A 20,809-nucleotide genomic window follows, 5' to 3' on the forward strand; every position below is an offset into this window, starting at 1 on the left:
GGGCTTGCCCGCGATGCGTTAAACCCAGTTTTTACTGTAGTGCGCGGTGATGCTATCGCGAGCAAGCTCGCTCCTGCAGATCGGCATGAACGTCTAATAACAAGGAGATCCCCCCATGCGACGACTCACTCAGGTGGGCGGCTGGCTGTCAGTCGCTCTGGTTTTGCACAGTTACAGCGGGCCGCTCCTGGCCCAGGCACCCGCCGACCAGATCGCCCGGCTGGGCAAGGATCTGACCTGTGTCGGCGCCCAGCAGGCGGGCAATGCCGAGGGCACTATCCCGGCATTTGGCGGCCAGTGGCTGGGCGCGGCACCCGGCATGAAATTCGAAGGCACCGGAAAACACCCGATAGACCCGTACCCCAACGAAAAGCCGTTGTTCGTGATCACGGCGCAGAACCTGAGCCAGTACGCAGCACACCTGTCCGAGGGCCAGAAAGCCCTGTTCAAGCTCTACCCGCAAACCTTCCGCATGCCCATTTACCCCTCGCACCGCGACTTCCGTTTTTCCGACACGGTGTGCAAGGCCACCCTGGAAAACGCCGCGGTCGCCAAGCTGGTGGATGATGGCGAAGGCGTGGTGGCGCGAACCGGCGGGGTGGCATTCCCGATCCCGCAGAACGGCATTGAACTGCTGAAAAATGCCTCGTTGTTCACAGTGCGTGCCTGGACCGAGGAATACACCTCGGACAACGCCTATGTGCTCAAGGACGGCAATATCAACTGGGGCCGCGTGCACTCGCGCAATCTGGCGCCGGGGCTGGAGCCGGGCAAGATCGGTGATACCGCCGGCAACTCTTCGTTCTACCTCAACGAAACCCTGTTGCCGCAGCGCGACAAGGGCGAAATCAACACCGGTACCGAATACTGGAACGACAAGACCGAGCCGCGCCAAAGCTGGCGCTACGACCCGGGCACCCGTCGCGTGCGGCAGTCGCCCGGCTACGGTTTTGACATGGCATTCCCCGGCTCCGGCGGTTCGATCACGGTCGATGAAGTGCGGATCTTCAACGGTTCGGCCCAGCGCTATAACTGGAATATCGTTGGCAAAAAAGAGCTGTACATCCCGTACAACACTGCGCGTTTGCACGCCAGTAATCTCAAGTACGCCGACCTGCTGACGCCGGGCCACATCAACCCTGACGACATGCGTTACGAACTGCACCGGGTATGGATCCTCGAAGGCGTGCTCAAGCCAGGCAACCGTCACCTGTACGGCAAACGCACGATGTACATCGACGAAGACAGCTGGTTCCCGATCATGGGTGACAACTACGACAACCGTGGCGAGTTGTGGCGCACCTCGATGGTCAATTACTTCTACGCCCCGGAAACCCAGACCTGGCAGGCAGGCGTAGGCCTGTACCACGACCTCAATGCTGGCAGTTACCTAGCCTTCAACCTGATCAATGAGCAGCGCAACGGCTATGTGCTGAACAAGGGCGGCTTTGCCCCGGGCGACTTCGGCCCCGAGGCGGCGCGCCGGGCTGGCAAATAACCCCTTGACCCCCTGACTTTACCCGTCTGCCACAGGCTTGCCGGTGGGCAGGCGGGCGGGTGATGCACAACAATAAGAAACAAGGAGCACGGCATGCTGAAGCACTACACGCGTTTTGTGGGTACCGGTTTACTGTCGGGGTTGAGCACCCTGGCGGCAGCGGCGCCGACCATTGATCTGGGTGAAAACACCACCCTCGACTCATCGCTGACGGTCAACTACACCGCCTCCATGCGCACAGAAAAGCCCGATCACGAATACCTCAACAGCATCAACAACGACGATGCCACCCGCAACTTCAAACGCGGCTCGTTGATCAACAACCGGGTCAGCGTGTTTGGCGAGTTGATGCTCAAGCACGACAACCTCGGTGCCGTAATGCGTGGCAGCCACTTCTATGACGAGGTGTACCACCAGCGCAATGACAACGACTCGCCGGACACGGTCAACAAAACCGGGCGCTACAACGACTTCAGCCGGGACACCCGCAAACTCAGCGGCAGCAAGGCCCGTCTGCTGGACGCCTATGTCTATGGCGACTTCACCGTCAACGACGATCAATACGTGTCTCTCAAGGCCGGGCGGCACCTGGTGGCATGGGGTGAGAGCCTGTTCTGGCCCAACATCAGCCAGGGCCAGGCTCCCGTAGACGCGACCAAATTCAACGTCCCGGGGACCGAAGCCAAGGACGCCTACTTGCCTGTAGGGCAGGTATCGGGCTCGTGGTCGATCAATGAAGACCTGGCCTTGCTGGGTTTCTACCAATACAAATGGGAAGAGACCCAGCTCAATCCGGTGGGTGATTATTTTGGCAGTGACACCTTTGGTCCTGGTGCCGAGTTCTATCGCCTGGCCCCCGGTATCGTCAGCACCCTGCCCGATTCGGCAGCGGTGGGCTACGGCGGTTCGGTCAAGCCGGGCGACAGCGGCGAGTGGGGCATCGGCACCCGCTACCGGATTACGCAAAACACCGAAATCGGCTTGTTCCACTATCGCTACCATGACCGCGTACCGTCCCTGTTTTTCGACTTTACCGGGCAGACCCATTACTCCTCACTGAATAAAGTCGGGGGCAGTGGCAACGGTCCGAGTTACCAGCTTGGCTACTTCGACAACATCAAGCTGACGGGCATCAGCTTCACCACCAAAGCGGGGGACTCGGTACAGTTTGCCGGCGACCTGAGCTACCGCGACGGTGCGGCGGTGTACCTGAGCAATGGCGCACCGGCCCGGGGGCAACTGTGGCAAGGCAACCTCAACGCGGTGTACATAATCGGCCCGACCTTCATGGCGCAGCAAACCACCCTCATGACCGAAGTGGTGCACCAGCGGATTCAGGGGGTTGATGACCTGACCATCACCGGTGGCGGGGCGGGCACCGACGGTACATTCAACAAATACGTGTATGACGGCCAGACCCGTGGCTCCAGCCTGCTGGGGATTGGCGCGTACTTTGATCATCCGAACGTATTCAATGGCTGGGACCTGACCACTAAAGCCACCTGGACCCAAAACATAGATGGCAGCGCCTACTCCGGTTTGGGCCGTGCAGAAAAGCGCCTGACCCTGGGCGGGGATTTCAAATACCTGGGCAACTTCCAGCTGGGGCTGACCTACGTGGCCTACCTGAGCTCGGCAGACCTGGCCCAGGGCCGGACCATGGCAGACAGGGATTACGTGTCGTTTAACGGCAAGTACACGTTTTAGTTCTGGCTTCATCGCCGGCAAGCCGGCTCCCACAAGGTCAGAAGCAGCACTGTCATTGTGGGAGCCGGCTTGCCGGCGATAAGGTTTCAAAGCCAGACAGCATCCCACAAAGGGTAATCCCCTACCCGATTCACCAGGCCTGCCCGTAAAGGATTGGCCACCACATAGCGCGCCAGATTTTTCAGATCTTCTTCGCGACGCAATGCATGATCGTGAAACCCTTTTTGCCAGCGCCTGCCGGTTCTGTCTGTCATGCGATTGATGGCACGAGCACTCAATGACTTGGTGCGCCCCATGACCTTATCAAGTGAAGCGCTTTGCAGCTCTACCAGCCAATGAAAATGATCGGGCATTACAACCCATGCGAGTGAATTGACCGAACCTTGTGTGTGCTCATGACGAAATTGAGCAACCACTAACCTGCCAACGCGCCAGTCAGAGAACAGAGGTTCCCGATCCAGCGTATTGGCGGTCAACAGGTGGATGCCATTGGCCTGGGAAAATCGGCCGCGTCTTAAGCGGCTGGAAGCAGGTAGTTGGGTCATGAGCTCTACTCATAAGTCAGAGCTGCAAAGACTAGTTTCTGAGGCAAGCGACTACCGAGAGTCTCTGGACCAAATATTTCATGGCTTGATGCATCGCCGGCAAGCCGGCTCCCACAATGGTAGGGTTGCGTCTGACCTTGTGGGAGCTGGCTTGCCAGCGATACGAGCCCCACGGTCTATCTGGCCTCGCGCGGCATTCCCAGCGCCCGTTCGGCAATGATGTTGCGCTGTATTTCGCTGCTGCCACCGTAGATGGTGTCAGCCCGGGTAAACAGGAACAGTGCCTGCAGCCGTGTCAGTTGATAGGGCGCTGCGGCCAGCAATTCGGCGTCCGGCCCCAGTACATCCATCGCCAGTTTCCCCAGCTCCAGATGCCAGGTCGACCACGCCAGTTTATAGATGGTCGCCTCCGGTCGCAGGCTGCCATCCTGTACCCCCGAAAGCATGCGCAGCGAGTTGTAGCGCAATACCCGCAGCCCGCTCCAGGCCTGGGCGATGCGCTGGCGCATGATCGGGTCTTGCGCCGCACCGTTGGCCTTGGCTATGCGCACCACTTCGTCCAGTTCGTTCTGAAATTGCATCTGCTGGCCGAGGGTCGATACTCCGCGCTCGAACCCCAGCAGGGCCATGGCGATTTTCCAGCCGTCACCGGGCTGGCCAATCATGTTCTCGGCCGCGGTGCGGGCCTGGTCGAAAAACACTTCGTTGAACTCGCTGGTGCCGGTCAGTTGCCGGATCGGCTGCACCTCAATACCCGCCTGAGCCATCGGTACCAGCAGGAATGACAAGCCGCGATGCCCGACACTGCCCGGCTCGGTACGCGCCAGCACAAAACACCAGTCCGATTCATGGGCCAGCGAAGTCCAGATTTTCTGCCCGCTGATCAGCCACTGCCCACTGTCACTGTCGAAGCTGGCGCGGGTCTTGATATTGGCCAGGTCCGAACCGGCACCGGGTTCCGAGTAGCCCTGGCACCAGAAGTCTTGTCCGGCCAGGATGGCCGGTAAAAACCGCTGCTGTTGCTCAGGTGTACCAAACGTTGCCAGCGTGGGACCGACCAGCCCTTCACCGATGTGGCCCATGCGCCCCGGACCACCGGCGCGGGCGTACTCCTCATAAAAGATCACTTGCTGGTTGATGCTTAACCCCCGACCGCCATGCTCTACGGCCCAGCCCGCACCAATCCAGCGGCCCGCGGCCAGTTCGCGTTCCCACTGCTTGCGCAAGCCGGGGGCGAAGTCTTCGTCTCCCGGCCCACCACGAAAGCGCAGTTCGCTGTATTGCCCGCTCAGGTGCTCCTGCATCCACTGCGCCACCTGCTGGCGAAAATGCTCATCTGCCGCGCTGACACCAATGTTCATGGGCGCTCTCCGAAAATATGCCTGGCCAATTGCTCACGATGAAAGGCTGGCGTGCCTAATAGTTGTTCGCTGGCCCGTGCCCGCTTGAAGTACAGATGCGGGTCGTACTCCCACGTGAAGCCAACCCCGCCATGCAGCTGGATTGATTCGGCCGCGCATTTGAAAAAACCTTCGCTGGCATGGATTTTTGCCGTGGCCGCTGCTTCCGCCAATTGCAGCTGTGCACTGGGGTCGCCGTCGATATTCAGGCACTGGTCGGCAATACAGGCGGCGTAGTAACTGGCGGACCGGGCGCACTCAACCTCCAGCAGCAGGTCGGCGCAGCGGTGCTTGATCGCCTGAAAGCTGGCGATGCTGCGGCCAAACTGTTCGCGCCCGCCGATATAGCTCAAGGTCAGCTCCAGCACCTTGCGGGCACCGCCAGTCTGCTCGGCCGCCAGGCCGATACAGGCCATGTGCAGTACGTCGCGTAACAGCGGCCAGCCAAGACCGGGCTCGCTGAGCAGGTGCTCATCATTCAGCACCACGTCATTGAGGGTGATGGTTGAAAAGCGCCGGGTCTGATCCAGCGTTGGCTGCTGCTGGCGGCTGATGCCGGGGGTCAGGGCGGGCAGGGCAAACAGGCGGATGCCGGCCTCACCGATACTGCCCGGGGTACGGGCGGCAATGATCAACAAATCACACTCGGCGCCGTCGATCACATACTGGTACTGGCCGTTGAGGCGATACCCTGCGGCACAGCTCTGGGCATAGACCTGCACGCCGCTGTCATCCCAGCGCGGGGCGCTGGTCCAGGCCAGGCTGGCGCTGATTTCACCGGCTGCCAGTCCGGGCAGCCACAGATTCTTGAGCGCCTGATTGCGGCTCAGCAGCAACGCCGGAATCGCCATACAGCAGGTGGCGAAAAAGGGCGTCGGCAACAGGCTGCGGCCCAACTGTTCCTGTAACAGGCACACCTCGACAAAGCCCAGGCCCAGCCCGCCATATTCCTCGGGGATCGCCAGGGCCGGCCAATACAGCTCGCGCGCAATGCGTGCCCAGGCGGCGGAGTCCTGACCGGTCTCGCCAGCCATTGCCGTGCGCACCGAGCCTGCGCTGGCCACCAGCGCCAAAAAACGTTCGGCAGACTCTTGAATCATTCGCTGCTCTTCGGTCAGGGCAAGCTCCATAGGGCTTCTCACTCTATAAGCGGATCAAGGCTTGAGCATGCGAGGCCACCACCACCGCGTAATCCCTGAGCCGGACTAGTCCATTTGGTGGTCAGACGCAGCGCCGGGCCGTGCCCGCAGGTGTTTAGTCTCAACGGACGATGATCGGCCCCCGGTGCATTCCCATACTGCCCGCATGCCTTTCGCCAATTGAGGAGCACCTGTGAACAGTGCAGCCCCCACCGCAACCCATTCCGCCTTTCACACCCGTCTCGAGGCGGGGATCGCTGAGCTTGTGATCGACCGGCCACCGGTCAATGCCCTCAATAGCCAGGAATGGCTGGATCTGGCACGTACCCTCGAATCCCTGGGGCAGGACCCGCAGGTGCGGGTCATCGTGATTCGTGCCGATGGCCGCGGATTCTGTGCCGGCGTCGATATCAAGGAACTGGACGCCCACCCCGAGCGAATCGTGGCCGTCAATGCGGGCAACTACGCGACCTTCAAGGCTGTGCATCGCAACCCGGTGCCGGTCATCGTGGCGGTGCATGGCTATGTACTGGGGGGCGGGATTGGTATTACCGGCGCCGCCGACATCGTGGTGGCGTCCGATTGCGCAACGTTTGCCCTGCCTGAAGTAGACCGCGGCGCCATGGGCGGCGGTGCGCATTTGCAACGCCTGTTCCCGGTGCAAAAGGTTCGTTATCTGTTTTTCACCGGCGACAAGATCGGCGCGGTCGAGGCCCAGCAGTACGGCTTTATCGAGCGGGTAGTGCCCCGTGAACAATTGCGCGAAACCGCATTGCAGATCGCCCGCAAGATCGCCAGCAAAAGCCCGGACATGATCCGCATCGCCAAAGAGGCGTTGAACGGCATCGAAGACGGCAACCTGGAAGACAAATACCGCTGGGAGCAGGGCTTCACGCTCCAGGCATACAACAGCGCGGACTCTGCCGAAACCCGGCGTGCCTTTGTTGAAAAACGCGACGCCACGTTCTGAGGAGCTGACGATGGACCTGACTTACTCCCCCAAGCAAAAGGCCTTTCGCCAGGAGGTGCGCCACTGGTTGGCGGCTAACCTGCCGTCCGAGCCATTGGCGAGTTACGACACCCGCGAAGGGTTCGAGCAGCACCGTCAGTGGGAAGCCAAGTTGTTCGACAGCCGCTTCTCAATGGTGATGTGGCCGACCGCGTTGGGCGGGCGTGGCTGTGACCTGATCGAGTGGCTGATTTTCGAAGAGGAATACTACGGCGCCAATGCGCCGATGCGGGTCAATCAGAATGGCCAGTTATTACTGGGCCCGACCTTGATGGAATTTGGCACCGAGGCGCAAAAGAAGCGCTTTTTGCCGCGCATGGCGGCCAGTGCCGACATGTGGGCCCAGGGCTGGTCCGAACCCAATGCCGGTTCCGACATGGCGGCCATCACCAGCAAGGCCACCCGCGACGGTGACAGCTATGTGCTCAATGGCCAGAAAACCTGGTCGACCCGCGCCATCTTTGCTGACTGGCTGTTCGGTCTGTTTCGCAGCGACCCCACCTCCAGCCGCCATCACGGCCTGTCATTCGTGATGGTGCCGCTCAATGCACCGGGCGTCACCGTACGTGCGATCAAGGCTTTGAACGGCAAGGACGCATTTGCCGAAGTGTTCTTCGATGACGTGCGCATCCCCCTGGAAAACCGTATCGGTGACGAAGGGCAGGGCTGGAACGTGGCGATGGCCACTGCCGGTTTTGAACGCGGTTTGCTGTTGCGTTCACCGGCGCGGTTTCAGTACACCGCCCGCAAGCTGGTGGAGCTGTACCAGGCCAATCGTGCCGGCGCCGACCGTGATCCGAGCCTTGGCGAAGCGGTCTGCAAAGCCTGGTCGGACGCCCAGGCCTATGCCTTGTCCGCCTATCACACGGTTGGCCGCCTGAGCCGCGGTGCGCAGATTGGTCCCGAATCGAGCACCAACAAAATCATCTGGTCGGAACTGGATTTGCGCATGCACGAAACCGCCATGCGGATACTGGGTGCCAATGGCGAACTGACCGGCAAATCGGCAGACGGCCACGACTGGCTGGAGGGCTTCCTGTTTGCCCAGGCCGGGCCGATCTATGCCGGAACCAACGAGATTCAGCGCAACATCATTGCCGAGCGCATGCTCGGCCTGCCGAAGTGAGGCCGGGTATGGACTTTACCTTTACCGATGACCAGCAAACCTTCCGCGAAGCCATCAGCCGTTTCTTGATGACCGAAGCCGCACCGGAAATGCTTCGTGAAATCTGGGAGACCGACGTCGGCCGCTCGCCGGATTTGCGCAACAAAATTGCCGAGCAGGGCCTGACCGCGCTGTCGGTGCCCGAAGCCTTCGGCGGGCTGGGCATGGACGATGTGGCCTGGGCCCTGATGACTCAGGAGCTGGGCTACTACGCCATCCCTGACTCTCTGGGCGACACCGCTTATGTCGCCAGTGCACTGATTGCGCAACTGGCAGCCGACACCCCGCAACGCGGCGAATGGCTGGAGCGCATTGCCGAAGGCAGCCTGCGGGTTGCCATTGGCCACCCGGTCAACCCGCTGGTGGCGGACGCCGCCCATGCCGACCTGCTGCTGTTGGCCCATGGCGATGAAGTCCACGCCGTGCCCCGCAGCCAGGTCGATGTACAAGCCCACAGCAGCATTGATGCGTCCCGGCGCCTGGCGCAAGTCAGCTGGCAACCGGGCCCCGCCACATTGGTGGCCGAAGGTCAGCTCGGTCGTGAACTGTGGGCGCAGACCCTCAACCGTGGCGCCTTGCTGGTGGCCGGGCAACTGGTCGGCCTGGCCCAGCGCATGCTCGATTTGTCAGTGGATTACGCCGCCCAGCGCAAGCAGTTCGGCAAGCCGATTGGCAGTTTTCAGGCGGTCAAGCATCACCTGGCCGATGTCGCCACCCAGCTCGAGTTCGCCAAGCCGGTGCTGTATCGCGCCGCTTACGCTCTGGCCCACGGCGAGAAAAACGCCGGGGTATGGGTGTCCCAGGCGCGTCTGGCCTGTTGCGAAGCCAGCTGGCTGGCGGCCCGCCACGGCATTCAGGTGCACGGTGCCATGGGATACACCTGGGAAGTCGACCTGCAAATGTTCATGAAAAGGGCCTGGGCGCTGGATAACGCCTGGGGTGATCGCGCCCTGCATAAAACCCGGGTGGCCGAACATGTACTCAGTGGCGCCACGCCTTTGGGCCCTGGCCATACCTTCGAGGATTGATTGATGCCCCAAGCCTATATTGTTGATGCCTTGCGCAGCCCGACCGGCAGGCGCAAGGGCGGTCTGGCCCATGTCCACGCGATGGACCTGGGCGCCCATGTGCTCAAGGCGTTGGTTGAGCGCAACCAGATTCCGGCCGACGAATACGACGACGTGATCTTTGGCTGTGTCGATACCATTGGCTCGCAAGCGGGAGATATTGCCCGCACCAGCTGGCTGGCCGCCGGTTTGCCGCTCAATGTGCCCGGCACCACCATTGATCGTCAGTGCGGCTCGTCGCAACAGGCGCTGCACTTTGCCGCCCAGGCGGTGATGAGTGGCACCCAGGATGTGATCGCGGTGGGCGGTGTGCAAACCATGACCCAGATCCCGATTTCCTCGGCGATGCTGGCCGGGCAGGCACTGGGTTTCAGCGATCCGTTTTCCGGCAGCAAGGGCTGGCAGGCGCGCTTTGGCAACCAATCGGTCAACCAGTTTTATGCGGCGCAGCGAATAGCCGACCACTGGGATATCAGCCGCCAGCAGATGGAAGCCTACGCGCTGGAAAGCCATCGCCGGGCACTGGATGCCATCGCCGGGCGCCGCTTCGTCAATGAAATCGTGCCCTGCGAAGGGGTGTGGGACGATGAAACACCGCGCCACACTAGTCTGGCCAAAATGGCCGAACTGGAGCCGGTGTCTGCCGAGTTCCCTTCGATTACCGCAGCGGTTTCCAGCCAGACCTGCGACGCCTCGGCGGCCTTGCTGGTGGTCTCGGAAGCGGCGCTCAAGCGCTACAACCTGACGCCTCGGGCACGGATCCATCATCTCTCGGTGCTCGGCGACGACCCGATCTGGCACCTCACGGCACCCATTGCCGCGACCCGTGCCGCGCTGAAAAAAGCCGGCATGAACATCAACGACATCGACTTGGTGGAAATCAACGAAGCCTTTGCCTCGGTGGTCATGGCCTGGGCCAAAGAGCTGGATTACGACCCGGCCAGGACCAACGCCAATGGCGGGGCGATCGCCCTGGGCCATCCGCTGGGTGCCAGCGGCGCACGGTTGATGACCAGCCTGCTGCACCAGCTTGAGCGCAGTGGCGGCCGTTACGGCTTGCAGACCATGTGCGAAGGCGGCGGGCAAGCCAACGTGACCATCATTGAGCGTCTCTAGGAGCATTGACATGGCAATTTGTGCAAACCGTACCGTGATCATCACCGGCGCTGGCGGCGGCCTGGGCCGCGCCTATGCGCTGGCTTTCGCCGGGCAGGGCGCCAATGTGGTGGTCAACGACATACGTCGCGAAGCAGCAGAAGACGTGGTGGCCGAAATTCGCGAGGCTGGTGGCCAGGCCATCGCCAACGCCGATGACATCACCACTGTAGCCACCGCTCAGCACATCGTTGATGCCGCTCTGGCGGCATTTGGCGAAGTGCATGTACTGGTCAACAACGCGGGCATTTTGCGCGACCGGATGTTTATCAGCCTGAGTGAAGACGACTGGGACGCAGTGATGCGGGTCCATCTCAAAGGCCACTTCTGCCTGGCCAATATCCTCGGTAAACGCTGGCGTGACCTGGCCAAGGCCGGCCAGCCGGTGGCCGCGCGCATCATCAACACCAGCTCCGGGGCCGGCTTGCAGGGCTCGGTGGGGCAGTCCAACTACAGCGCTGCCAAAGGCGGAATTGCCGCCTTGACCCTGGTGCAGGCGGCTGAACTGGCGCGCTACGGGGTGACCGTCAATGCACTGGCCCCGGCGGCCCGTACATCGATGACCGAAAGCGCGATGCCGGACGTGGTGAAAAAGCCTGACGACGGCGGCTTCGACGCCTGGGCCCCGGAAAACGTCGCACCGCTGGTGGTGTGGCTGGGCAGCAGCCTGTCGAGTCATGTGACCGGGCAAATCATCGAAAGCCAGGGCGGCCGATTGTCCCTGGGCGATGGCTGGCGTACCGGCGTGACCCGGGACAAGGGCGCGCAATGGCAGCCCGAAGAAGTGGGTGTAGCCATGGCCCAGATCCTCGCCGAAGCCCCCGCCCCGCAGCGGGTCTGGGGTAGCTGACACGAATGCCCCTGTGGGAGCTGGCTTGCCAGCGATGCAGGCAACCCGGTGTAGCTCAATATCCGGGTGATCCAATCGCTGGCAAGCCAGCTCCTACAAGGTTGCGCATGTTGTTTCGTTAGAACAAGAGAATTTCTGCCATGAGACAAGCTCCTCCTTACGTGCCGGGTCACCAGTTGCTGGCCGGCAAGTCGATTTTGATTACCGCCGCCGCCGGTGCCGGTATCGGTTATGCCGCTGCCAAACGCTGCGCCGAAGAAGGCTGCCGCGCCCTGATGATTTCTGATATCCACCCGCGTCGCCTCGAAGAAGCGGTTGAGCGTCTCAAGGCTGAAACCGGGTTGCAGGCGGTGTACGGGCAGCTGTGCAACGTCACCGTCGAAGCCGATGTACAAGCCCTGGTGGCAGCCGCTGAAGAAGCACTGGGCGGGGTCGACGTGCTGATCAATAACGCCGGGCTTGGCGGCCAGGTTCGGCTCACCGAAATGACCGATCAACAATGGTCTTCGGTGCTCGACATCACCCTGACCGGCACCATGCGCATGACCCGCGCCATGCTCCCGCACATGGAGCGCCGGGGCGCTGGCGCCATCGTCAACAACGCCTCGGTGCTGGGCTGGCGTGCGCAAAAGGAACAGGCCCACTACGCCGCGGCCAAGGCCGGGGTCATGGCCCTGACCCGTTGCAGCGCGCTGGAAGCCGCGGAGAGCGGGGTGCGGATCAACGCCGTGGCGCCGTCGATCGCCCTGCACGACTTTCTGAAAAAAGCCTCCAGCAGCGAACTGCTGGAACAGCTCACCAGCCGCGAAGCCTTTGGCCGCGCCGCTGAGGTCTGGGAAGTGGCCAACGTGATGGTGTTTTTGGCCAGCGACTATGCCTCGTACATGGTGGGCGAAGTGCTGCCCGTCAGTTCGCAACAGGCTTGAGGTGAGGCAATGAGCACGCTATTTAGCAGCGCCGGGCAGTTACTCGCCGCGCAAGGGCTGGATCTGGGACGCACCGACTGGCTGCTGCTGACCCAGGAGCGGATCGATCTGTTTGCCGAGGCGACGGGCGATCACCAGTGGATTCATGTTGACCCCGTACGCGCCGCCAGCGGCCCCTTTGGTGCCTGCATTGCCCACGGCTACCTGACCCTGGCGCTGGCCAATCTGTTTATGCCGCAGTTGATGCAGTTCGCCAATCTGGCCATGGGCGTCAATTACGGCAGCGACCGGCTGCGCTTCCCGGCGGCGGTCAAAGTCGGTTCCCGAGTACGCGGGCATGGCCAGATCGTGGGGGTCGAAGTCATGGGCAGTGCACTGCAGGTGGTGGTGCGCATCAGCGTCGAAATCGAGGGCAGCGAGCGCCCCGGCTGCGTGGTGGACACCATCAGCCGCTACACCTTCAACCCTATTGAACAGTGAGCCTTGTACATGAATTTAAATGACGTTGTGATCGTCTCCACGGCCCGCACCGCGCTGAGCAAATCCTTTCGCGGTTCGTTCAACGACACCGAAGCGCCGGTGCTCGGCGGCCATGTAGTGCGTGCGGTAGTTGAGCGCGCCGGTATCGAGCCGGGCTCGGTAGAAGATGTGATCATGGGCGCCGCGGCACAACAGGGCACCCAGAGCTATAACATCGGCCGCCTGTGCGCCAATACCGGGGGGTTGCCCAATACGGTGCCGGGCATGGCGATTGACCGCATGTGTGCCTCGGGGTTGATGAGCATCGGCGTGGCCGCCAAAGGGATCATGACCGGCGAAATGTCGATTGCCGTCGCCGGCGGTGTCGAGTCGCTGTCCCTGACCCAGAACAAATACAAGAACACCTACCGCGCCCAGTCCGAAGCAGTGCTGCAATGCATGCCCACCGCGTACATTCCGATGCTTGAGACGGCCGAAATCGTGGCCCGTCGTTACAACATCAGCCGTGAAGTGCAGGACCAGTACTCCCTGCAAAGCCAGCAGCGCACAGCAGCTGCCCAGGCGGGCGGGCTGTTCGCCGATGAAATCGTGCCTTTGGCTGCGCGCAAGCTGCTGTTCGACAAAGAAGGCAAGCCCAGCGGTTATCAGGACGTGATTGCCGATCGCGACGAGTGCAATCGTCCGTCAACCACCCTTGAGGATCTGGCGGCCCTTAAACCGGTCTGGAAAGACGGCAAGTGGGTGCAGCAGGGCGAGTTCATCACTGCGGGCAACGCCTCGCAATTTTCCGATGGTGCCGCGGCCGTGCTGCTGATGAGCCGTGCCGAAGCCAGGCAACGCGGGATCGAAGCGCTGGGCACCTATCGCGGGATAGCCGTGAGTGGTTGTGCACCGGAAGAAATGGGCATTGGCCCGGTGTTTGCGATTCCCAAATTGCTCAAGCGCTTTGGCCTGACCGTGTCCGACATCGACCTGTGGGAGATCAACGAAGCGTTTGCCTGCCAGGTGGTGTACTGCCGTGATTTTCTGGAAATCCCCAATGACCGCCTGAATGTGAATGGCGGGGCGATTTCCATTGGCCATCCGTTTGGCATGTCGGGAGCGCGGATGGTGGGCCACAGCCTGCTGGAAGGCCGCCGCCGTGGCGCCCGGTTTGTCGTGGTCGCCATGTGCATCGGCGGCGGAATGGGCGCGGCGGGACTGTTTGAATTGAATTGAAACCGGGCCTGGTACCGGACCTGGACCTGTAGGAGCGAGCTTGCTCGCGAGCTCTTCATAGCCACATGGAAAATCTCGCGAGCAAGCTCGCGCCTACAGGAAAAGCAGAAATCATACGCCTGGGTTATGGGAGACATGTTTGGTAACGCTTTTTGCGACCTGTGGGGTATAACGCCTTATGGCTTTTCAATAAGGACATCCCGTTATGCAAACCCCTTCACAAAGGCCGCTGTGGCAGATCTACCTGATCTTTCTGGCACCGATGGTGCTGTCCAATTTCCTGCAGGGGTTTTCCGGCACCCTGAACGGTATTTATATCGGGCAAATGCTGGGTACTCAGGCACTGGCGGCAGTGTCGGGAATGTTTCCCGTGCTGTTCTTCTTTATTGCCCTGGTGATCGGCCTGGGCGCCGGTGCCTCGGTGTTGATCGGTCAGGCCTGGGGCGCCCGCGAGACGTCGATGGTCAAGCAGATCACCGGGGCCACCTTGACCCTTGGCGCGTTGGTCGGGCTGATCGCTGCGGTGCTGGGCAGTGTGTTTGCCAGACCGGCCATGCAGGCCCTGGGCACTCCGCCTGATGTGCTGGATGAAGCGGTCGGTTATGCCCAGGTGATGATGCTGATCCTGCCGCTGCTGATGGTGTTCATTCTGTTTACCCAGCTGCTGCGCGGCGTGAGCGATACCGTGTCGCCATTGCTGGCCCTGATGGTGTCGACGGCCGTAGGCCTGTTACTCACGCCTGCCTTGATCAAGGGCTGGGTCGGGCTGGCGCCGATGGGCATTCAGAGTGCGGCGCTGGCCGGTCTGGTGGGTAACGCGCTGGCCATGCTGTTTCTGGTGTATCGCCTGCGTCATAAAAACAGTGTGATGGCGCCGGATCGCGAGCTGTGGGCTGCGTTGCGGTTGAACCGGGAGATTCTGGGCAAGGTGTTGCGCATCGGTTTGCCGACCGGAGTGCAGATGGTGGTGTTGTCGCTCTCGGAGCTGGTGATTCTGGCACTGGTCAACAGCCACGGCTCCCAGGCCACGGCCGCTTATGGTGCGGTGACCCAGATCGTCAACTACGTGCAGTTTCCGGCGCTGTCGATTGCCATCACGGCCTCGATCCTTGGTGCCCAGGCCATCGGGGCCGGGCACCTGGAGCGCATCGGGCCGATCCTGCGCACGGGCATGCTGATCAACCTGTGCCTGACCGGTGCCCTGATCGTGCTGGGCTATGCGTTGTCGGACTGGCTGCTGGGGCTGTTCATTACCGACGTCGATGCGCGGATCCGGGCCGAGCACCTGTTGCACATCATGCTGTGGAGCATTCTGGTATTCGGTTTCCAGGCGGTGATAGGCGGGATCATGCGTGCCAGCGGGGTGGTGCTGGTGCCGATGGGCATCACGATTTTCTGCGTGTTGTGTATCGAGCTGCCGGTGGCCTATGCCCTGGATGCCCACTTCGGCCTTGAGGGCGTGTGGATGGCCTTCCCGGTAACCTACCTGGCCATGCTGGGGTTGCAGACCGCGTATTACCGGCTGGTATGGCGGCACAAGCAGATCCAGCGCCTGGTCTGACCCCCGTAACCCTGTAGGAGCGAGCTCGCTCCTACAGTGAGTCATCCGGGCTAGGCCATTTGGACGATGTGCCCGTGACCCACCAGTCCGAAGATCGAAGGCAGGTTCTAGGCACCTCGCCGCCGAGGTAGCCAGAGCATCCACGATAATAAAAAGAGGACTGGCTGCATGAACTCTGCCCAGCAACTGAATCGTGCAGCGAGGCTTCGACCATGCGTGCAATGATCGGCTATCTGGTTTGCCTGATTGTCGCGGCAACCGTCGTTTTTACCTTCACTCCCCATCCCGCTGCTTCTCTGGACTCTGCGCAGTTGCGCCCGGACCGCCTGCAAATCAACGGCATGCTGTATCTGGATCAGCGCGTGGTAGCGGTGGGGGAGCGCGGCAATATTTTGCTCAGTGACGATCAGGGGCAGACCTGGCAGTCCGCGGTGGTCAAGCCACAACGTGACTTGACCCTCACCGCACTGGTGGCGCTGGCCGACAAGAGCCTGTTGGCGGTCGGTCACGATGGCTGGATTCTGCGCTCCGAAGACCAAGGCGCGAACTGGACTGAAGTGCGCCACGACGATGAAGTCGCCGAGCCTTTGCTGGGTATCTGGAACGCCGGTGGCAAGCGGGTGCTGGCATTCGGCAGTTTTGGCAAGTTTTACCAGTCCGATGATGACGGTCGCTCCTGGCAGGCGCAGCCGCTGGAAGTCGACAGTGCCCACCTCAACGGCATGGATGGCGGTGCGGATGGCCGACGCATGCTGGTGGGCGAGCAGGGGCTGGTGATGCGCAGCGAAGATGGCGGGCGCCACTGGCAGAAGTTGCCCGGGTTCTATAACGGTTCGCTGTTTGGCGTGGTGCGTTTGAGCCCTGATCGTTGGGTGACCTACGGCATGCGCGGCCATGTATTTGTCAGCCAGAATTTTGGTCAGAGCTGGGAGCCTGTTGAAGTGGGCAATCAGTTACCGCTCTACGGCCATGTCCTGTTGCCTAACGGCGGCGGGCTGTTGATCGTTGGGGCCGGCAGCTCATTGGTGCGTCTGGATGCCAAGGGTCATTTGGTCAGCGCCACGCGCTTGCCAGGATTGGGCACCTTGACCTCAGCGGTACTGGTGGGTGGCGAGCGGTTGCTGGTGGGCGGTGAACGTGGGGTGTTCCAGGGCTCGGATGGCAGCGTTGCTGCGTTGGCAGGTGCCAAATGAGCAGCGCTAAATCTGCAGTTAACCGTGTGGTTGAACGTATCGCCGATCTGTTGATCGCCTGGCGCAAAGGGCTGCTGGCGCTGTTCGTGCTGCTGACCCTGGCGCTGGGTTACAGCGCCACCCACACCCAGCTCGACCCGGGCTTTAACAAGCAAATCCCGGTGCGCAACGAGTTCATGGTCAACTTCCTCAATTTCAGTCAGTACTTCACCGGGGCCAACCGCTTTCTGGTCAGCGTAAAGTGGAAAGGCGAGGGCGATATTTATAATCGCGAGTACCTCGAGACCCTGAACAAAGTCACCGGCGATGTGTTCTTCATCAACGGTGTCAGTCGCGCCAGTGTCACCTCCTTGTTTACGGCCAATGTGCGCTATATCGAAATTACCGAAGAAGGTTTTTTCGGCGATGTGGTGGTGCCGCCGCGCTTTACCGGATCGACCGAAGACCTGGCGCAGGTACGCAGCAATATTGCCCGCTCGGGTCAGATCGGGCGGCTGGTGTCCAATGACCTGAAGTCGTCGATGGTGCGTGCCGACTTGCAGGATCTGGACCCGCAAACCGGCAAGCCGGTGTCCTATGCCGAGGTCGCCAAGCGCCTGGAGGACATTCGTGCCAAGTACAGCAACGATGATATCGAGATCAATATCGTCGGCTTTGCCAAGCTGGTGGGCGATGTCATTGAAGGTTTGACCACGGTGATCAGTTTCTTCGTGATTGCCTTTGTGATCACCGGGTTGATGCTGTGGCTGTATTCCCGCTCCTGGCGCCTGACGCTGGTGGCGTTGGCCGTGGCTTTGTTGCCGGTGGTCTGGCTGCTGGGGCTGCTGCCTTTGCTGGGGCTGGGGATCGATCCGATGTCGATACTGGTGCCGTTTTTGATTTTCTCCATTGGCGTGTCCCACGCGGTGCAGATGACCAATGCCTGGAAGCAGGACGTGCTGGCCGGCAGCTCCTCGGTACAGGCCGCCCATAGTGCCTTTTGCAAGATCTTCATTCCGGGTTCGCTGGCGTTGCTGATGAACGCACTGGGCTTTGGCGTGATCATGCTGATCGACATTCCCATCGTTCATGAGCTGGGGGTGACCGCGTGTATCGGCGTGATGCTGATGATCATTACCAACAAGCTGATGCTGCCGATCATCCTCTCCTACCTCAAGCTTGAACCCAGTGCTTTGGCCCGGGGCCTCAAGGCCGTCGGGGGCAGACATGCACTGTGGTGGCGCCTGTCGGCGCTGGCTGAGCCTAAACCGGCGCTGAGTGTATTTGTGATCAGCCTGTTGCTGCTGGGCGTGGGCGCCTACAAGGCGCGGGATCTGGCTGTGGGCGATATCGGCGTCGGGGCACCGGAGTTGCGCGCCGATTCTCGCTACAACCAGGACAATCAGAAAATCATCAACAGCTATTCCATTGGCCTGGATGTGATGTCGGTGTTTGTCCAGGTCAAAGGCATTGAAGAAGGCTGTCTGGCGCCGCAGGTGATGCGGGCGGTTGAGTCGTTCGACTTCCAGATGCGCAGCGTGCCCGGGGTGCAGTCGGTGCAAAGTGTGGCCGGCATGGGTAAAAACGTGATTGCCGGCAACAACGAAGGCAATCCTCGCTGGTCGGCGATTCCGGGTTCCGAACGCGGTTTGAGCCAGGGCGCCCGGGCTTACATGCCGGACGACGGGCTGGTGACTGAAGGCTGCCAGCGGATGCAGATTCTGGTGTTCCTGACCGACCATGAGGGGGCGACTGTCAGCCATGTGGTCAAGGAAACCCAACGCATCATTGCCGCTCTGCAAAGCCCTGAAGTGCAGTTCCTGATGGCCGGCGGCAACGTGGGCGTGATGGCGGCATCCAACGAGGCGGTCAAGCAGGCCGAGGTGGTGATGCTCGCCGCCCTGTTCGGTTCAGTGGCACTGTTTTGCTGGCTGACCTTCGGCTCGTTTCGGGCTGTGCTGTGCATTCTGGTGCCATTGGCGATTGTGGCCATTCTGTGCAACGCCTTGATGGCGACCCTGGGCATCGGCCTGAAAGTCGCCACCTTGCCAGTCATGGCGCTGGGGGTCGGGGTCGGGGTCGACTACGGGATTTATCTGTATGAGCGCATTGCCCATGAGATGGCTGACGGCAAAGACCTGCGTAACGCGTTTTACCAGGCCATGTGCCAGCGCGGTACGGCAGCGGTGTTTACCGCGCTGACCATGTCCATCGGTGTGTGCACCTGGGCCTTTGCTCCGCTCAAGTTCCAGGCCGACATGGGGGTGCTACTGTCTTTCATGTTCCTGGTCAACGTGCTGGGGGCGATCTTCCTGCTGCCGGCCCTGGCCGCCTGGTTCAACCTGGGACGCCCGCTGGTCAGGGTCAGGGCTGCATCTGACAACTCGGGCCACGGCACCCATGCCGGGCATTACCCGCTCAAACAGAGCGTAGCTGCGAAGGACCTCTCAAACCGTTGAAACAGACCGCTGAACGGGCTTGTATGGCGGTCAACATAAAGAAATACTGGGCCGCCTTTGTGCAGGGTTGACGGAACATCCCGATTCCGTGCAAAGGCAAACCGCAGGCGATAAAAACAATAATGAGGGCAGGTCTTTGAATCTGGCCCGATGCGAGGAAATGTCCGTGGATACAGTGACCCTGAATCACCAAACGTTGGCCAGTCTGGGACTGGACCTGGCCGATTACGATCAAATGGTTGGCAAGTTTTATGATGGCGCGCTGGATCCCAAAGTCATGGGTCGCACCCTGTGCTCCGTGCGTGAAATGTTTGCCGCCAACTACGCCACGCTGATCCTGCGGGTACCGGATCAGCCGGATCTGGGCCTGATGATTGTGGCCGGGGACATCGAAGGTGAAGGTGAGCTGACCTACCAGACTTACCCGCAGACCAACACGCCGTTTGCCGGCCAGGCGCTGGATCAGGTGTTTACCGTAGAAGACCTGATGAGTGAGTCGGACTGGACCCACTCAGCCTATTTCAAAGCTTATTGCGGCCCGCAAAACGTTTACCACGTGATGGGCGCCGACATCTCCACCCCTGACGGTGGCAAGCTGCGCTTCCGTATCACCCGGCCCAAGACCTCGCCCAAATTTTCCAGTGCCGAACGCGCCCTGTGCAGCATGTTCTTGCCGCATCTGCGCCGCGCCCTGCACCTGCACAACCTGCTGGACCGCAGTGAGTCGATGAGTGAGCTTTACGCTCAGGCCATTAGCCGCCTGTCAGTGGCGACCATTGTGCTCGACGAAACCGGCAAGGTGCTGCGCCTGAACCCGGTTGCCGAAGAAATCCTTAAAAGCGCCGATGGCCTGAAACTGGTGGGCGGCCGGCTGGAAGCCACCTATCCCAGCGATAACCGCGAATTGCAGCGCCTGGTCAAACACGCCTTCAGCGCCGAGGTACGCGAAGGCGGGCTGACGGCCGATGCCATGTCCGTGACCCGACCTTCGGGGCAGGTCAGCCTGGGCCTGGTGGTCGAGGCGATTCCTTCACTGGAATGGGCCGAGGGCAAGAGCAAGCCGGCAGCGGTGATCTACATCCGCGACTCGGTGGGCAAGTCGCTGGCCAGTGAAGTGGTGACCAAGCAATTGTTCAATCTGACCAAGGCCGAAACCGCGCTGGCCATGGAGCTGGCGAACGGCTTGTCCCTGGAAGAGGCGGCCGAGAACCTGAACATCCGGCGCAATACGGCACGGGCCCATTTACGTTCGATCTTTTCCAAAACTGGTGTGCGCCGTCAGACCGAGCTGGTAAGGATTCTGCTGAACAGCGTGGTCGCGCTGGGAAAGCCCAAGTGCGCCTTGCGGGGGGCTGAGTCGGTGATCGTACCGGCGCCGCAGTTGGCGCGGCCAGTGCGCAAGAGCGCTTAAGCACCCACGTCAGTCAGGCTCGCGGTGAGCCTGCATCATCAAGGAAA

17 protein-coding genes are annotated in these 20,809 nt (G+C 61.2%); 14 read left to right on the plus strand and 3 right to left on the minus strand.

Annotation, left to right across the window (positions count from 1 at the left end):
• The first annotated feature begins 115 nt into the window (after nucleotides 1-115).
• Complete coding sequence (locus AOC04_RS06345; RefSeq protein ID WP_060691657.1) at nucleotides 116-1,498, plus strand: DUF1329 domain-containing protein; 1,383 nt, start codon at nucleotides 116-118, stop codon at nucleotides 1,496-1,498.
• 93 nt (nucleotides 1,499-1,591) lie between these two features.
• Complete coding sequence (locus AOC04_RS06350; RefSeq protein WP_060691658.1) at nucleotides 1,592-3,205, plus strand: DUF1302 domain-containing protein; 1,614 nt, start codon at nucleotides 1,592-1,594, stop codon at nucleotides 3,203-3,205.
• An 86-nt stretch (nucleotides 3,206-3,291) separates the two neighbouring features.
• Here AOC04_RS06350 and AOC04_RS06355 read toward each other — a convergent pair whose 3' ends face one another.
• The 3 genes from AOC04_RS06355 to AOC04_RS06365 form a co-directional block, all read right to left on the minus strand.
• The gene (locus AOC04_RS06355; RefSeq protein WP_060691659.1) at nucleotides 3,292-3,750 is read right to left on the minus strand and encodes an REP-associated tyrosine transposase; all 459 of its coding nucleotides are present in this window, start codon (nucleotides 3,748-3,750) and stop codon (nucleotides 3,292-3,294) included.
• Between the two features lie 176 nt (nucleotides 3,751-3,926).
• On the minus strand, nucleotides 3,927-5,111 hold the full coding sequence (locus tag AOC04_RS06360; RefSeq protein WP_060691660.1) for an acyl-CoA dehydrogenase family protein: 1,185 nt from the start codon (nucleotides 5,109-5,111) through the stop codon (nucleotides 3,927-3,929).
• Entirely contained in the window at nucleotides 5,108-6,280 is a 1,173-nt protein-coding gene (locus AOC04_RS06365) for an acyl-CoA dehydrogenase family protein (protein ID WP_060691661.1), read from the minus strand. Before AOC04_RS06365 ends, AOC04_RS06360 begins: the two co-directional genes overlap by 4 nt.
• A gap of 202 nt (nucleotides 6,281-6,482) precedes the next feature.
• Here AOC04_RS06365 and AOC04_RS06370 point away from each other — a divergent pair, with 202 nt between their 5' ends.
• The 12 genes from AOC04_RS06370 (at nucleotide 6,483) to AOC04_RS06425 (ending at nucleotide 20,762) form a co-directional block, all read left to right on the plus strand.
• Nucleotides 6,483-7,259 (plus strand): enoyl-CoA hydratase family protein, encoded by a 777-nt coding sequence (locus AOC04_RS06370; RefSeq protein ID WP_060691662.1) that lies wholly within the window; start codon nucleotides 6,483-6,485, stop codon nucleotides 7,257-7,259.
• A gap of 10 nt (nucleotides 7,260-7,269) precedes the next feature.
• On the plus strand, nucleotides 7,270-8,424 hold the full coding sequence (locus AOC04_RS06375; RefSeq protein WP_060691663.1) for an acyl-CoA dehydrogenase family protein: 1,155 nt from the start codon (nucleotides 7,270-7,272) through the stop codon (nucleotides 8,422-8,424).
• Nucleotides 8,425-8,432: 8 nt separating this feature from the next.
• On the plus strand, nucleotides 8,433-9,491 hold the full coding sequence (locus AOC04_RS06380; RefSeq protein WP_060691664.1) for an acyl-CoA dehydrogenase family protein: 1,059 nt from the start codon (nucleotides 8,433-8,435) through the stop codon (nucleotides 9,489-9,491).
• A 3-nt stretch (nucleotides 9,492-9,494) separates the two neighbouring features.
• Nucleotides 9,495-10,646 carry an acetyl-CoA C-acetyltransferase gene (locus AOC04_RS06385; protein WP_060691665.1) on the plus strand — a complete coding sequence of 384 codons (1,152 nt, stop codon included), beginning with the start codon at nucleotides 9,495-9,497 and terminating at the stop codon, nucleotides 10,644-10,646.
• A gap of 10 nt (nucleotides 10,647-10,656) precedes the next feature.
• Nucleotides 10,657-11,535, plus strand: coding sequence for an SDR family oxidoreductase (locus tag AOC04_RS06390; RefSeq protein WP_060691666.1), 879 nt, complete (start codon nucleotides 10,657-10,659; stop codon nucleotides 11,533-11,535).
• A gap of 140 nt (nucleotides 11,536-11,675) precedes the next feature.
• Entirely contained in the window at nucleotides 11,676-12,461 is a 786-nt protein-coding gene (locus AOC04_RS06395) for an SDR family oxidoreductase (RefSeq protein ID WP_003446457.1), read from the plus strand.
• A 9-nt stretch (nucleotides 12,462-12,470) separates the two neighbouring features.
• Nucleotides 12,471-12,941: a MaoC family dehydratase gene (locus AOC04_RS06400; protein ID WP_060691667.1), complete on the plus strand. Its 471-nt coding sequence runs from the start codon at nucleotides 12,471-12,473 to the stop codon at nucleotides 12,939-12,941.
• 9 nt (nucleotides 12,942-12,950) lie between these two features.
• A complete protein-coding gene (locus tag AOC04_RS06405) occupies nucleotides 12,951-14,159 on the plus strand; it encodes an acetyl-CoA C-acyltransferase (protein WP_060691668.1) in 1,209 nt (402 codons plus the stop codon).
• A gap of 205 nt (nucleotides 14,160-14,364) precedes the next feature.
• Nucleotides 14,365-15,720 carry an MATE family efflux transporter gene (locus tag AOC04_RS06410; protein ID WP_060691669.1) on the plus strand — a complete coding sequence of 452 codons (1,356 nt, stop codon included), beginning with the start codon at nucleotides 14,365-14,367 and terminating at the stop codon, nucleotides 15,718-15,720.
• A gap of 212 nt (nucleotides 15,721-15,932) precedes the next feature.
• Nucleotides 15,933-16,913: a WD40/YVTN/BNR-like repeat-containing protein gene (locus AOC04_RS06415; RefSeq protein WP_060691670.1), complete on the plus strand. Its 981-nt coding sequence runs from the start codon at nucleotides 15,933-15,935 to the stop codon at nucleotides 16,911-16,913.
• Entirely contained in the window at nucleotides 16,910-19,351 is a 2,442-nt protein-coding gene (locus AOC04_RS06420) for an efflux RND transporter permease subunit (RefSeq protein WP_060691671.1), read from the plus strand. Before AOC04_RS06415 ends, AOC04_RS06420 begins: the two co-directional genes overlap by 4 nt.
• A 166-nt stretch (nucleotides 19,352-19,517) precedes the next feature.
• Entirely contained in the window at nucleotides 19,518-20,762 is a 1,245-nt protein-coding gene (locus AOC04_RS06425; protein WP_397456444.1) for a helix-turn-helix transcriptional regulator, read from the plus strand.
• Nucleotides 20,763-20,809 lie beyond the last annotated feature (47 nt).

It is taken from the genome of Pseudomonas versuta (assembly GCF_001294575.1).
Lineage (GTDB): Bacteria > Pseudomonadota > Gammaproteobacteria > Pseudomonadales > Pseudomonadaceae > Aquipseudomonas > Aquipseudomonas versuta.

Excerpts from the sequence above, each read along its gene's own strand:
- AOC04_RS06345 (WP_060691657.1), top strand. The coding sequence starts at position 116 with ATGCGACGACTCACTCAGGTGGGCGGCTGGCTGTCAGTCGCTCTGGTT.
- AOC04_RS06350 (WP_060691658.1), top strand. The coding sequence starts at position 1,592 with ATGCTGAAGCACTACACGCGTTTTGTGGGTACCGGTTTACTGTCGGGG.
- AOC04_RS06355 (WP_060691659.1), bottom strand. The coding sequence starts at position 3,750 with ATGACCCAACTACCTGCTTCCAGCCGCTTAAGACGCGGCCGATTTTCC.
- AOC04_RS06360 (WP_060691660.1), bottom strand. The coding sequence starts at position 5,111 with ATGAACATTGGTGTCAGCGCGGCAGATGAGCATTTTCGCCAGCAGGTG.
- AOC04_RS06365 (WP_060691661.1), bottom strand. The coding sequence starts at position 6,280 with ATGGAGCTTGCCCTGACCGAAGAGCAGCGAATGATTCAAGAGTCTGCC.
- AOC04_RS06375 (WP_060691663.1), top strand. The coding sequence starts at position 7,270 with ATGGACCTGACTTACTCCCCCAAGCAAAAGGCCTTTCGCCAGGAGGTG.
- AOC04_RS06380 (WP_060691664.1), top strand. The coding sequence starts at position 8,433 with ATGGACTTTACCTTTACCGATGACCAGCAAACCTTCCGCGAAGCCATC.
- AOC04_RS06385 (WP_060691665.1), top strand. The coding sequence starts at position 9,495 with ATGCCCCAAGCCTATATTGTTGATGCCTTGCGCAGCCCGACCGGCAGG.
- AOC04_RS06390 (WP_060691666.1), top strand. The coding sequence starts at position 10,657 with ATGGCAATTTGTGCAAACCGTACCGTGATCATCACCGGCGCTGGCGGC.
- AOC04_RS06395 (WP_003446457.1), top strand. The coding sequence starts at position 11,676 with ATGAGACAAGCTCCTCCTTACGTGCCGGGTCACCAGTTGCTGGCCGGC.
- AOC04_RS06400 (WP_060691667.1), top strand. The coding sequence starts at position 12,471 with ATGAGCACGCTATTTAGCAGCGCCGGGCAGTTACTCGCCGCGCAAGGG.
- AOC04_RS06405 (WP_060691668.1), top strand. The coding sequence starts at position 12,951 with ATGAATTTAAATGACGTTGTGATCGTCTCCACGGCCCGCACCGCGCTG.
- AOC04_RS06410 (WP_060691669.1), top strand. The coding sequence starts at position 14,365 with ATGCAAACCCCTTCACAAAGGCCGCTGTGGCAGATCTACCTGATCTTT.
- AOC04_RS06415 (WP_060691670.1), top strand. The coding sequence starts at position 15,933 with ATGCGTGCAATGATCGGCTATCTGGTTTGCCTGATTGTCGCGGCAACC.
- AOC04_RS06420 (WP_060691671.1), top strand. The coding sequence starts at position 16,910 with ATGAGCAGCGCTAAATCTGCAGTTAACCGTGTGGTTGAACGTATCGCC.